General features: G+C 48.6%; 9 protein-coding genes. 6 read left to right on the top strand and 3 right to left on the bottom strand.

Annotation, left to right across the window (positions count from 1 at the left end):
- Nucleotides 1-181 precede the first annotated feature (181 nt).
- Together prmB and ACTHTS_RS02355 are read right to left on the bottom strand one after the other, a co-directional pair.
- Nucleotides 182-1,081 (bottom strand): 50S ribosomal protein L3 N(5)-glutamine methyltransferase, encoded by a 900-nt coding sequence (prmB, locus tag ACTHTS_RS02350; RefSeq protein ID WP_440369102.1) that lies wholly within the window; start codon nucleotides 1,079-1,081, stop codon nucleotides 182-184.
- A 95-nt stretch (nucleotides 1,082-1,176) separates the two neighbouring features.
- Nucleotides 1,177-3,432 (bottom strand): nitric-oxide reductase large subunit, encoded by a 2,256-nt coding sequence (locus tag ACTHTS_RS02355; RefSeq protein WP_063067952.1) that lies wholly within the window; start codon nucleotides 3,430-3,432, stop codon nucleotides 1,177-1,179.
- A 399-nt stretch (nucleotides 3,433-3,831) separates the two neighbouring features.
- Between ACTHTS_RS02355 and nirK the strand changes: the two genes are divergently transcribed.
- From nirK to ACTHTS_RS02375, 4 genes are all read left to right on the top strand, one after another.
- A complete protein-coding gene (gene nirK, locus ACTHTS_RS02360) occupies nucleotides 3,832-5,001 on the top strand; it encodes a copper-containing nitrite reductase (protein ID WP_440369103.1) in 1,170 nt (389 codons plus the stop codon).
- A 173-nt stretch (nucleotides 5,002-5,174) separates the two neighbouring features.
- Nucleotides 5,175-5,930, top strand: coding sequence for a formylglycine-generating enzyme family protein (locus ACTHTS_RS02365; protein WP_003745813.1), 756 nt, complete (start codon nucleotides 5,175-5,177; stop codon nucleotides 5,928-5,930).
- A 209-nt stretch (nucleotides 5,931-6,139) separates the two neighbouring features.
- Complete coding sequence (gene rpsO, locus ACTHTS_RS02370; protein ID WP_036491726.1) at nucleotides 6,140-6,409, top strand: 30S ribosomal protein S15; 270 nt, start codon at nucleotides 6,140-6,142, stop codon at nucleotides 6,407-6,409.
- 176 nt (nucleotides 6,410-6,585) lie between these two features.
- Nucleotides 6,586-8,679 (top strand): AsmA family protein, encoded by a 2,094-nt coding sequence (locus ACTHTS_RS02375; RefSeq protein WP_440369184.1) that lies wholly within the window; start codon nucleotides 6,586-6,588, stop codon nucleotides 8,677-8,679.
- A gap of 267 nt (nucleotides 8,680-8,946) precedes the next feature.
- Here the strand turns inward: ACTHTS_RS02375 and ubiD are convergent, their stop codons facing one another.
- Nucleotides 8,947-10,425, bottom strand: coding sequence for a 4-hydroxy-3-polyprenylbenzoate decarboxylase (gene ubiD / locus ACTHTS_RS02380; protein ID WP_440369104.1), 1,479 nt, complete (start codon nucleotides 10,423-10,425; stop codon nucleotides 8,947-8,949).
- Between the two features lie 249 nt (nucleotides 10,426-10,674).
- Here ubiD and ACTHTS_RS02385 point away from each other — a divergent pair, with 249 nt between their 5' ends.
- Both ACTHTS_RS02385 and ACTHTS_RS02390 read left to right on the top strand, forming a co-directional pair.
- The gene (locus ACTHTS_RS02385; RefSeq protein ID WP_296117197.1) at nucleotides 10,675-11,337 is read left to right on the top strand and encodes a DedA family protein; all 663 of its coding nucleotides are present in this window, start codon (nucleotides 10,675-10,677) and stop codon (nucleotides 11,335-11,337) included.
- Between the two features lie 66 nt (nucleotides 11,338-11,403).
- Complete coding sequence (locus tag ACTHTS_RS02390) at nucleotides 11,404-12,387, top strand: asparaginase (RefSeq protein ID WP_440369105.1); 984 nt, start codon at nucleotides 11,404-11,406, stop codon at nucleotides 12,385-12,387.
- Nucleotides 12,388-12,400: the final 13 nt, after the last annotated feature.

The raw sequence follows: 12,400 nt of genomic DNA on the forward strand, positions 1-12,400 counted from the left end.
AGAATCCACTGACATTAAAAACTATGGCAAATATTATAAGCCATAGTTTCAAAGCCTGCTTGGATTTCATATTCGGCATACCATAGGCATTTGTATTTTCTTAAAATATTAAAGGTTATACAAAACAAAGGCCGTCTGAAACTTTTTCAGACGGCCTTTGTTTTATTTATATCAAAATAAACTACTCTTCACCCAATAATTGCTCACGGGTCAACAAGAATACAAACCCATCGCCACCGCTGGTTTCCAACCAAGTAAACGGTAATTCGGGATAAGCAGCCTCCAATACTTCACGATTGTGACCAATTTCAACCAGCAATATACCTTTCGGATTCAAATATTTCGCCGCTTGCAGAATGATTTGACGTGTAGCGTCCAAACCATCTTCGCCACTGCCCAAAGCCAATTCGGGCTCGTGCAGGTATTCATCAGGCAATGCTTCCACAGATTCCGCATCGACATAAGGCGGATTGGAAACAATTAAGTCGTAGGTTTCATCCAAACCTTCGAACAAATCGGTATGCACCAAGCTGATGCGGTCTTCCAAGCCATAATCTTCGATATTGATGGCGGCCACTTCCAACGCATCCAGGCTTAAATCAACGGCATCGATTTGTGCATCGGGATAGTGGTGCGCCATTTGAATGGCCAAACAGCCGCTACCGGTACACAAATCCAAAGCTCGATGCACCAACTCATCGTGTTCAATCCAAGGACGGATACCGTCGCCCAGCAATTCGTAAATGAAAGAACGAGGCACGATAACGCGCTCATCGACATAAAAATCAAACTCGCCCTGCCATGCCTGATGCGTCAGATACGCGGCAGGAATATGCTCAACTGCGCGGCGTTCGATAATCGACAACACTTCCTCCTTCTCACTTTGCAACAATTTGGCATCCAAATAAGGCTCCAACGTATCCAAAGGCAGGTTCAAAGTGTGCAAAATCAGATAGGCTGCCTCGTCATGGGCATTATCACTTCCGTGTCCGAAAAACAGTCCGGCATCATTAAAACGGCTGACGGCGAAACGCAATAAATCGCGAACAGTGGTCAGCTCTTGAGCAGCTTGGTTGAACATAATGTTTTGTCTTGTCGATTTAAGAATATTGAAATTATAACAGAAAGGCCGTCTGAAAACTTTTCAGACGGCCTTCGATTTAATTCAGCTTAAGATTATTTATCGCGGCTGAATACGATTTTAGTAGCTTGGATAGCAACGCAGACAGCACCACCGATAAAGATCAAGTCAGCAGCGGTACGAACCCAACGCAGGGTATCCAGAATTTCCATTTGCAGGAATTCTTCGCTACGAGCATACCACAGACCATGAGTGATAGAAGCGTAAGCTTGGATCACGCCGACCGGCAACAGGCTGATGGCAATCATACCGACCAGACCGCCGTTCAGCAGCCAGAAGCCCCAAGTCATCAGTTTGTCGTCAAATTGAACATTAGGTTTCAGGTAACGTGCAACCAGCAATACAAAGCCCAGAGCCAAGAAACCGTACACACCAAACAGAGCCGCGTGAGCGTGAACTGCAGTAGTGTTCAGACCTTGGATGTAGAACAGGGAAATCGGCGGGTTAATCAGGAAGCCGAATACGCCGGCACCGATCATGTTCCAGAAGGCAACTGCTACGAAGCACATCAGAGGCCAACGCAGACGTTTCGCCCAGTCGGACAGGTGTTGGTAAGACCAGTGTTCGTAAGCTTCACGACCCAGCAGAATCAAAGGTACAACTTCCAAAGCAGAGAAACATGCACCGATTGCCATAGAGGCAGAGGTAGAGCCAGAGAAGTACAAGTGGTGCAATGTACCTGGAATACCACCCAACATGAAGATTGCAGCAGCGGCCAGAGTAGAAGCAGTAGCAGTACTACGGCGAACAAAGCCCATGTTGTAGAAGATGAATGCGAAGGCAGCAGTAGCGAACACTTCGAAGAAGCCTTCTACCCACAGGTGAACCACCCACCAACGCCAGTATTCCATCACAGCGATTGGAGATTTCTCACCGTAGAACAGGCCAGGAGCGTAGAACACACCCACACCAACCATAGAAGCTACAAAGATAGCCAACAGGTTTTTGTCTGTACCTTTTTCTTTAAAGGCAGAAATGGTGCAACGCAACATCAAGAACAGCCACAACAGCAAGCCGACCATCAGCAGAAGTTGCCAGAAGCGACCCAAATCCAAGTATTCGTAACCTTGGTGACCGAACCAGAAGTTCAGCTCAGGCGGAATGATGTGAGTCAAAGCAAAGAAGTTACCTGCGTAAGAACCGCCGACTACGATGAACAGGGCGATGTACAGGAAGTTCACACCGGCACGTTGGAATTTAGGATCTTTACCGCCGTTCACAATCGGAGCCAAGAACAGACCTGCTGTCAGGAAGCCGGTTGCAATCCAGAAAATAGCGGATTGGATGTGCCAAGTACGGGTCAGCGCATATGGGAACCAGTCGGCCATTTCAAAGCCCAGTGCGGTATCGATACCGTAGAAGCCTTGACCTTCGACAGTATAGTGAGCGGTCAAACCACCCAACAGTACTTGTACGACAAACAGCGCAACAGTCAGGAATACATATTTGCCCAACGCTTTTTGAGAAGGAGTCAGTTGTACTTTAGAGATAGGATCTTCAGTAGGTACTTCAACCTCTTCATGTTTGGTCAAGAAAGAGTAACCCCACATCAGCAAGCCGATACCCATCAGCAACAATACCACGCTGGTGAAGGACCACATGTAGTTTTCAGTAGTCGGTACGTTGTTGATCAAAGGCTCGTGCGGCCAGTTGTTGGTGTAAGTGAAGTTCTCGTCAGGACGGTTGGCCGAAGCAGACCAAGAAGTCCAGAAGAAGAAGTTGAACAGTTTTTCACGCGCTTCTTGGCTTGGCAATGTGTTGTTTTTCATTGCAAAGTGTTCGCGAGTGGTTTGGAACTTAGGATCGTCGCTGTACACACCGTGGTAGTAAGGCAGAATGCTTTCGATCGCTTTCACGCGGGTATCGCTGATAACGACAGAACCGTCTTCCTTAATACGGCTTTGGTTGCGGTATTCGTCAGCCAAACGGGTTTTCAGAACAGCTTGTTCCTCAGGAGAAACTTCGTCAAATTTTTTGCCGTAAGTTTCTTGCGCAGTCAGATCCAACCATGCAACCAGCTCGCGGTGCAGCCAGTCGGCAGTCCAGTCCGGAGCTTGGTATGCACCGTGACCCAATACAGAGCCAACTTCCATACCGCCGGTAGTTTGCCATGCAGATTGACCTGCCAAAATATCGTCTTTGGTCATCAGGACTTTGCCGGATGCAGAAACGACTTGTTCAGGGTATGGCGGAGCCTTTTTATAGACCTCGCTACCCATATAACCAAGAATGGTAAAGCATACTGCCAGTACGGCAAACAGCAAGTACCAAAGCTTCTTGTACTGTCCCATTTTGAGTACTCCTTGATTTTGGTAAAAAGTGGTTGGGTATTAATTCATCAAATATGAATGTTAAAGATTGTATCACGGTTTTAAAAGTAAAGAAATATTTTGTCAATAATATTCCTTTAAAACCATTAACTTACATGATATTGATTCCTATTATCTTGTATAACTCCTCCTTTGTTATATTTTGTGTTAAGCCCACACTAACATTTTCACACAAAAATAAACTTTTCGGTTTAGTTTTTTATACTACTAAAGGAGTATTTAAGGATTAAAAGATTCATATTCATTGAACAATTTGATTTATGTCAAAATACACCCAAACAAGCGCCTACATAATCATACAAAATTTCAAACCATCCTATCAGGATACTTAACTTTTCTTACAATAAGGAAACTTTAAACATGAAACGCCAAACCTTAGCTGCACTTATCGCTTCTGTATTTGCACTGGCCGCATGCGGCGAACAAGCTGCTAAACCAGCTGAAACTCCGGCTGCCACCGCTTCTGCCGAAGCTCCTGCTGCTGCTTCTGACTCACAAGCTGCTGCCGAGACTCCTTCTTCAGAATTGCCTGTAGTCGATGCCATCATGACTCACGCTCCGGAAGTTCCACCTGCAATCGATCGCGATCATCCGGCTAAAGTACGCGTTAAAATGGAAACCGTCGAAAAAACCATGACTATGGAAGACGGTGTTGAATACCACTACTGGACATTCAACGGCGACGTTCCGGGCCAAATGATTCGTGTACGCGAAGGCGATACCGTAGAAGTAGAATTCTCTAACAATCCTTCTTCTACTGTTCCTCACAACGTTGACTTCCACGCTGCTACCGGTCAAGGCGGTGGTGCAGAAGCTTCTTTCACTGCCCCAGGCCACACTTCTACTTTCAGCTTTAAAGCTCTGCAAGCCGGTTTGTACATTTACCACTGTGCCGTTGCTCCTGTAGGTATGCACATCGCCAACGGTATGTACGGTTTGATCTTGGTTGAACCTAAAGAAGGCCTGCCTAAAGTAGATAAAGAGTTCTACATCGTACAAGGCGACTTCTATACTAAAGGTAAAAAAGGCGCTCAAGGCCTGCAACCTTTCGATATGGACAAAGCAATTGCCGAACAACCTGAATACGTTGTATTCAACGGTCACGTAGGCTCTATCGCCGGTGACAACGCCCTGAAAGCCAAAGCTGGTGAAACTGTTCGTATGTACGTTGGTAACGGTGGTCCTAACTTGGTATCTTCTTTCCACGTTATCGGCGAAATCTTCGACAAAGTATATGTTGAAGGTGGTAAACTGATTAACGAAAACGTACAAAGTACTCTGATTCCTGCCGGTGGCGCCGCCATGATCGAATTCAAAGTCGATATTCCAGGCAGCTACACTATAGTTGACCACTCTATCTTCCGTGCGTTCAACAAAGGTGCTTTGGGTCAATTGAAAGTTGAGGGTAACGAAAACCCTGAAATCATGACCAAAAAACTGAGCGACACCGCTTACCAACCTGCCGGTGCTGCCGCTTCTGCCCCAGCCGCTGCGTCTGCCGCACCTGCTGCTTCTGAAGCCGCTAAATAATCCCTCGGTTTAATACGCCAAGCCACTGCTACTCTTCTCTTAGAGTCGCAGTGGCTTCCATCACAATTAATCTTCCTATTCAATCAGACAGATTGATTTTTCAGACGGCCTTGTTATGATTAGGCTATCTCAAAAATGAATTTTCTGTTTTCAAACGATAATAAGGGCGTACCATGAAACTCATACGACTCCTCCTCTTAGGCAGTGCCTTAATCTGCGGCAATACATTTGCAGCCGAAATGGTAAAAATCGAAGGAGGCAGCTATCGCCCTCTCTATCTCAAAAAAGAGACTTCCCTTATTAAAGTCAAACCCTTCCAGCTTGACAAATATCCGGTAACCAATGCCGAATTTGCCGAATTTTTGAAAACACATCCACAATGGCAAAAAGACAAAATCAGCTCCAAACAAGCTGAAAAAGCTTACCTGAAACATTGGGTAAAAAACGGCAGCAACAGTTATGCGCCTAAAGCCAGCGAACTCAAACATCCGGTAACCAATGTTTCATGGTTTGCCGCCAATGCCTACTGCGTTTCCAAAGGCAAACGCCTGCCGACTATTGACGAGTGGGAATTTGCAGGTTTGGCCTCTGCCACTCAAAAAGACGGCTCTGCCGAACCCGGCTACAACCGCACCATCTTGGATTGGTATGCAGACGGCGGCCGCAACGGCCTGCACGACATCGGTAAAAACAAACCCAACTACTGGGGCGTATACGATATGCACGGCCTGATTTGGGAATGGACTGAAGACTTCAACAGCAGCCAACTCTCAGCCGGCTCGTCCAACACACAAATGTTCTGTAGCGGCGCATCCGTAGGCTCAAGCGACCCGTCTAACTATGCGGCATTCTTACGCTACGGCATCCGCACCAGCCTGCAGTCCAAATATGTTTTAAATAACTTGGGCTTCCGCTGCGCAAGCAAATAAAGTTTAGTTTTATCACCAAAGCAGCTTTGGCGGTACTGAAAGGTATCGCCGCTTTTTTTGGCCGTCTGAAAAGATGTGGCACACAAAGACAAATTGTGGCATAATCCGCCCGTCTTTATAAAAAGATATTTAGGAGTTTGCTTAGGTCGTTTGGCTTGGCAAACTTGTCCGAACCTGAAAAGGTTCTTTTATTTTCGGAGTTATCCATCATGGCATTGACCGTAGAACAAAAAGCACAAATTGTTAAAGATTTCCAACGCAAAGAAGGCGATACCGGTTCTTCTGAAGTACAAGTCGCTCTGTTGACTTTCCGCATCAACGACCTGACTCCTCACTTCAAAGCCAACCCTAAAGACCACCACAGCCGTCGCGGCCTGTTGAAAATGGTTAGCCAACGTCGTCGCCTGCTGTCTTACCTGCGCCGTACTCAGCCTGATACTTACCGTTCACTGATTACCCGCCTGGGTCTGCGTAAATAATTTATGCTTAAAATCAACACCGCCTTTGGGCGGTGTTTTTATTCATATGCCCATGCCGTCTGAAACACAGGCCCACTCTGTGTTATACTTCCACACGCTTAAGCAGCAAGGCTTAAACTCCCAATCACTCCTTAAAGCTCCCATCAAAGCGAGAATCTGAATTGTCTGTTCATTCGATGTTGCACTCAGGAAAATTTTGGCTGAAAACCCTGGTTTTCAGCATTACCGCGCTTTTATGCCTCGCGGCGGTATTGAGTGCCTTAATGTTCCGCATATTCAATACAGAAAACATAGACGTATTCATACAAAAAAACTTTTCCGCCCATGGCTGCCAAATCAAATACAACGCCACTATCGGCAGAAAATGGCTGCCGCGTCCCACGCTAATCTTAAAAGACCTCAGCCTTTCCTCTTCCGAACCTGACACACCGACGCTGAACATCGCCGAATCCAAAATGGGCTTTGGCTGGAGCAGCCTATGGTCGGATGCCCCCATACTTGAGAAATGGATTCTTTTAAACCCGACACTGACACTGGACTCAAAACACCACCTGCCCGCCTGCCTGCAACAAGACCCTTCGTCAAAAGAAAGTTTCCAGCTCAACCGCATCATCATCAATAACGGCAACATCCGTTATCACACTAAAGAGCAAAATATTGCCTTAAACAATCTGCAATTTTCCCTGCAGCAAACCGATTCAGACGGCCGCCCCTTCGACATCAGCGGCACACTGCAAAACATCGGTAACCCCATCAGTTGGCAGGGTGCAGGCTATCTGGTACCCAACAATGCCGGTTGGAGTGTTCCCACCCTTAAGCTGAACCTGCAAACCGTATTACTCAAAAACAAGCTGGATGCCCAAATCGCAGGCAGCCTTAATTGGCAAAACCAAACCGCCCTACTCCGCGACTTTAATCTGCAAGCCGAAAGCGGCTTTCAAAACTTGCATATCAACGCACGTTCTCCCCTATTGCAATTCAAAAACGGCTATTTACACCTTAATACACTAAACGGCGCATTGACTGCCGGCAGCGAAAACAACCAATGGGACGGCTCATTCAAACTGGACAAAGCCAACCTCTACGCAACCGTTTTAACCGCCGCCAATTTTGAACTCAAAGGCAGCCATAAAAACGACCGCCTCCAAACCAACTTTACCTTTTCCAGCCCGTTGGTTTGGCAAAAAGGCAAAGGCATCGATGCGCCCAAACTGCACCTCAGTACCCTGCAAGACACCATCAACCGCCTTCCCCGTCCACGCTTCATCAGCACACTCGAAGGGCAGGCCAACTTCAGCCTGAATACATGGGAAGGCCGTCTGAAAGGCGCATTTGACAGACAAGCCCTCGCCTTAGCCTTTAAATACCAACGTGATGCCCAACCGCGTCCGCACCTTGACGCCGGTATCGCCTTACAAAAACTTAATCTAACCCCTTACTTAGAAGACCTGAAAACCCAGCCGTCACTCAATCTCCCTTCCCTGCTGGCCAAATCCTGGCTGCCCGACATTGAGGCCAACCTCCAAATCGGCACCATTCAAACTGCCGGCCTGCAACTTGAAAACGTCGAATCCCTGCTTACCGCAGATAAAGAACATATCGCCCTGCACCGTTTCAAAGCCGGGCTTTATGGCGGCAAAACAGAGGGCGGACTGAGTATTGCGGCCACCCAACCCGCTTCTTACCACCTTCAGCAAAACGCAAAAGGCATACAAATTCAGCCGCTGCTGCAAGACCTGTTCGGCTTCCACAGCTTCAGCGGCAGCGGCGATGCCGTTATCGACATTCAAACTTCCGGCAACGACCGTGCCCAAATGATACAAGCCCTAAACGGCAGCCTGCTCCTCGATATTACCAACGGCGCATGGCACGGCATCGATATGGACAGCATTCTGAAAAACGGCATCTCTTCGGAAAAAATTGACAACAGCAACCTCAAAACCCCTTTCCATCATTTCATTCTCAATAGCGAAATCGAGAAAGGCATCAGCCATCATATCAATACCGAACTGTTTTCCGACAGCCTGCACGTTGTCAGCAGCGGCTATACCGATTTGAATACCCAAAAGCTGTCCGAAAACCTGCTTATCAGCAACGTACTGCAACCCAAAAACAAACCGATTCCCCTCAAAATCGGCGGAACCGTACAAAACCCGTCCATTACCCTTGACTACAGCCGCTTGACCAATGGCATGAACACGTCTGCAGAAAAACAAAAAGCCCTGCAAGAAACCATACAAGAACAATGGAAGTGGCTCAAACCACGCTAGGTTTTCAAATCAAAGGCCGTCTGAAACCCAAAAAGTTTCAGACGGCCTTTTAACAGATACATTGTCAGAATAAGATGTTTACTTAGGAATAACTATATACACAATCAGTGCAACAATGATGGCAAACCATATCGCCAACATTATCAAGCCTTTTTTGGAAAGTTTTCTTTTTCTCCAATCGAGCCTCAATATTTCTATCGTACCTTCCAACATAGACCCAATCATTTCCATCACGATTTGAAGTATAAATTCCAATAGAAATGACATCTACAAACCCAAACGCTCCCAAATCTCATCGATTTTGGCCGTAACGGCAGGGTCTTTTTTGATCACACGACCCCATTCGCGGTCGGTTTCGCCCGGCCATTTGTTGGTCGCGTCCAAGCCCATTTTGCCGCCGAGTCCGCTGACGGGGCTGGCGAAGTCGAGGTAGTCGATAGGCGTGTTTTCCATCAAAACGGTATCGCGTACTGGATCCATACGCGTGGTTACCGCCCAGATGACTTCTTTCCAGTCGCGCACGTTCACATCGTCATCCACCACGATGATGAATTTGGTGTACATAAACTGGCGCAGGAACGACCAGCAGCCCATCATCACGCGCTTAGCGTGTCCGGCGTACTGTTTTTTCATGCTGACCACCGCCATGCGGTAGGAGCAGCCTTCGGGCGGCAGGTAGAAATCGGTGATTTCGGGGAACTGCTTTTGCAAGAGCGGCACGAACACTTCGTTCAACGCCACGCCCAAAACGGCAGGCTCATCGGGCGGTTTGCCTGTGTAGGTGGAGTGGTAAATCGGGTTTTCACGCATGGTGATGCGTTCGACCGTGAATACGGGGAAATGGTCCTGCTCGTTGTAATAGCCCGTGTGGTCGCCGTATGGGCCTTCCAGCGCGGTTTCGTTCGGATGAATCACGCCTTCCAATACAATTTCGGCACGGGCAGGCACTTGCAAATCGTTGCCGATACATTTCACCAGTTCCGTCCGCGAACCGCGCAGCAGTCCGGCAAACTGGTATTCGCTCAAGGTATCGGGAACGGGCGTTACCGCGCCCAAAATGGTGGCAGGGTCGCAGCCGAGCACGACGGCGACGGGATACGGCGTATCAGGATTGAGTTTGCGGAATTCCTGATAATCCAACGCGCCGCCGCGATGCGACAGCCAGCGCATAATCAGCTTGTTTTTGCCGATTAATTGCTGACGGTAAATGCCGAGATTTTGGCGTTTTTTGTTTGGTCCGCGCGTGACGGTCAAGCCCCATGTGACCAGAGGCGCAACGTCTTCCGGCCAGCAATGCTGAATCGGAAGTTTATATAAATCAACGTCTTCACCTTCCCACACGATTTCCTGACACGGCGCGTTTTTCACTACGTTCGGCGCCATGCTCCAAATATCTTTCAACAACGGCAGTTTGGAAAACGCGTCTTTAATGCCTTTGGGCGGTTCAGGTTCTTTCAGATACGCCAGCGTCTGTCCGATTTCGCGCAGCTTGGACACACTGTCCGCGCCCATGCCCAGCGCCACGCGTTCGGGCGTGCCAAACAGATTCGCCAACACGGGATAATCGTAGCGCGTACCGTCGGGCTTAATCGGGTTTTCAAACAACAACGCCGGCCCTTCGGCGCGCAGCACGCGGTCGGCGATTTCGGTCATTTCCAAATGCGGCGACACCGGATGCTGAATGCGCTTGAGTTTGCCATCGGCTTCCAATCCGGCGATAAATTCTCGCAGATCTCTGTATTTCATGATTTCATTTTCCTGAACAGGCCGTCTGAAAGCAGACCGCCATTTCGGGTTTGAAAGATAAACCAGCGGCTATTGTACCTGCCAAATCTGTTCAAATCCCAACTTTCCACGTCCGAATTTCCATATTTTTTGCAAACTACCGTCAAATTTGAACAATATCTGCTTGTGATTGCTTTCAGACGGCCTTATCTTTGGTAGAATTCCAACTTAATCCAGTCATCAATCAATATCTATCGTGGGACGGCGGCCATGTTTGCATTTTTAGAATCTTTTTTCGTTGAATACGGCTATGCGGCCGTGTTTTTCGTTTTGGTTATTTGCGGCTTCGGCGTGCCGATTCCTGAAGATTTGACGCTGGTAACCGGCGGTGTGATTTCCGGCTTGGGTTATACCAACCCTCATCTTATGTTTCTTGTCGGTATGCTCGGCGTATTGGCAGGCGACGGCTTTATGTTTGCGGCCGGCCGGATTTGGGGGCAAAAAATCCTTAAATTCAAACCGATTGCACGCGTGATGACGCCCAAACGCTACGCCCAAGTACAGGAAAAATTCGACAAATACGGCAACTGGGTTTTATTCGTCGCCCGTTTCCTGCCCGGCCTGCGTACTGCAGTTTTCGTGACCGCAGGCATCAGCCGCAAGGTTTCCTACCTGCGCTTCATCCTGATGGACGGTTTGGCCGCGCTGATTTCCGTTCCGGTTTGGATTTATTTGGGTGAATACGGCGCACGCAATACCGACTGGCTGATGAAAAAAATGCACAGCCTGCAATCCGGTATCTTTATCGTACTGGGCATCGGCGCAGTCATTGTCGGCTGGATTTGGTGGAAAAAACACCGCCGCCACACCTTCTTCCGCGAGAAACTGCACGAAAAACGCGCGGCAAAAGCCAAAAAACAAACCAATCAATAAACCATTCCAGGCCGTCTGAAACACTTCCCCTCTTTCAGACGGCCTCAATCATTCATCAGAAACACCATGAAACAAAAAATCTTTGTCCTCTACACAGGCGGCACCATCGGCATGACCCAAAGCAGCACTGGCCTGCGTCCCGATACCGCTCTCGTCGATAAAGCCCTCGCCCCCTTTTCAGACGGCCTTGATTTCGAATGGCACGTTTGCCAGCCGCTCATCGATTCTTCCGCGGTAACGCTGCAAAACCAACGCGACTGGCTGGAGCTTATTATCGCCAAGCTGCCTGACTATGACGGCATTTTGGTGTTGCACGGCACGGATACCATGGCATACACCGCCAACCTCTTCGCCCTCTCGCTGCAAGGTTTGGACAAACCCGTTATCCTGACCGGCTCGCAATGGCCTTACGATGCCGCCAACAGCGATGCGCCGCGCAACCTGGCCACCGCCGTTTCCGCTTTCTCGCTCAAGCTCAAACAAGTGGCGATTGCCTTTGACGGCAAACTCTTCCCCGCTGTCGGCAGCAGCAAGGTCAGCACCGAGACCGCCGCAGGTTTCGACAACCTGCATTTTGGCGCACTCGCCGAATGGGATGAAAATAAAGGTTGGCACAATATCCGTACCACCCCGACCCAACATTCAGACGGCCTCAAACCGCGTCTTCCCAATCCTGAAGCCAAAGTTTCCGTCCGCACGCTGATTCCCGGTTATGCCGCGCAAGAACTTTCAGACGGCCTGCCCAACCTTTGCGCTCAAGCCCTGATTCTGCAAAGCTACGGCCACGGCAATGCGCCGAGTAACGATGCGTTTGTACGAGCCGTCCAAACCTTTACACAACAAGGCAAGTTGCTGCTCAACATCAGCCAAGTGCCGCAAGGTTGTGCCGCCGCCGTCTATGCCCAAGGCGATGCTTTGCGTCAGGCAGGTATTATCAACAGCGGCAAATGCAATCTCGAAACGGCCACCGCGCTGATGACCCTTGCCGTATCTCATGACTGGAATGCGGATAAGGTGCAACAAGAATTGCAACAATTAAATCTACTGTAAACCACTATTTAAT

The organism is Neisseria sp. P0019.S003 (genome assembly GCF_051957115.1).
Taxonomy (GTDB): Bacteria; Pseudomonadota; Gammaproteobacteria; order Burkholderiales; family Neisseriaceae; genus Neisseria; species Neisseria flavescens_D.

Coding starts and splice junctions, on each gene's coding strand:
- prmB (WP_440369102.1), bottom strand. CDS start 1,081: ATGTTCAACCAAGCTGCTCAAGAGCTGACCACTGTTCGCGATTTATTG.
- ACTHTS_RS02355 (WP_063067952.1), bottom strand. CDS start 3,432: ATGGGACAGTACAAGAAGCTTTGGTACTTGCTGTTTGCCGTACTGGCA.
- nirK (WP_440369103.1), top strand. CDS start 3,832: ATGAAACGCCAAACCTTAGCTGCACTTATCGCTTCTGTATTTGCACTG.
- ACTHTS_RS02365 (WP_003745813.1), top strand. CDS start 5,175: ATGAAACTCATACGACTCCTCCTCTTAGGCAGTGCCTTAATCTGCGGC.
- rpsO (WP_036491726.1), top strand. CDS start 6,140: ATGGCATTGACCGTAGAACAAAAAGCACAAATTGTTAAAGATTTCCAA.
- ACTHTS_RS02375 (WP_440369184.1), top strand. CDS start 6,586: ATGTTGCACTCAGGAAAATTTTGGCTGAAAACCCTGGTTTTCAGCATT.
- ubiD (WP_440369104.1), bottom strand. CDS start 10,425: ATGAAATACAGAGATCTGCGAGAATTTATCGCCGGATTGGAAGCCGAT.
- ACTHTS_RS02385 (WP_296117197.1), top strand. CDS start 10,675: ATGTTTGCATTTTTAGAATCTTTTTTCGTTGAATACGGCTATGCGGCC.
- ACTHTS_RS02390 (WP_440369105.1), top strand. CDS start 11,404: ATGAAACAAAAAATCTTTGTCCTCTACACAGGCGGCACCATCGGCATG.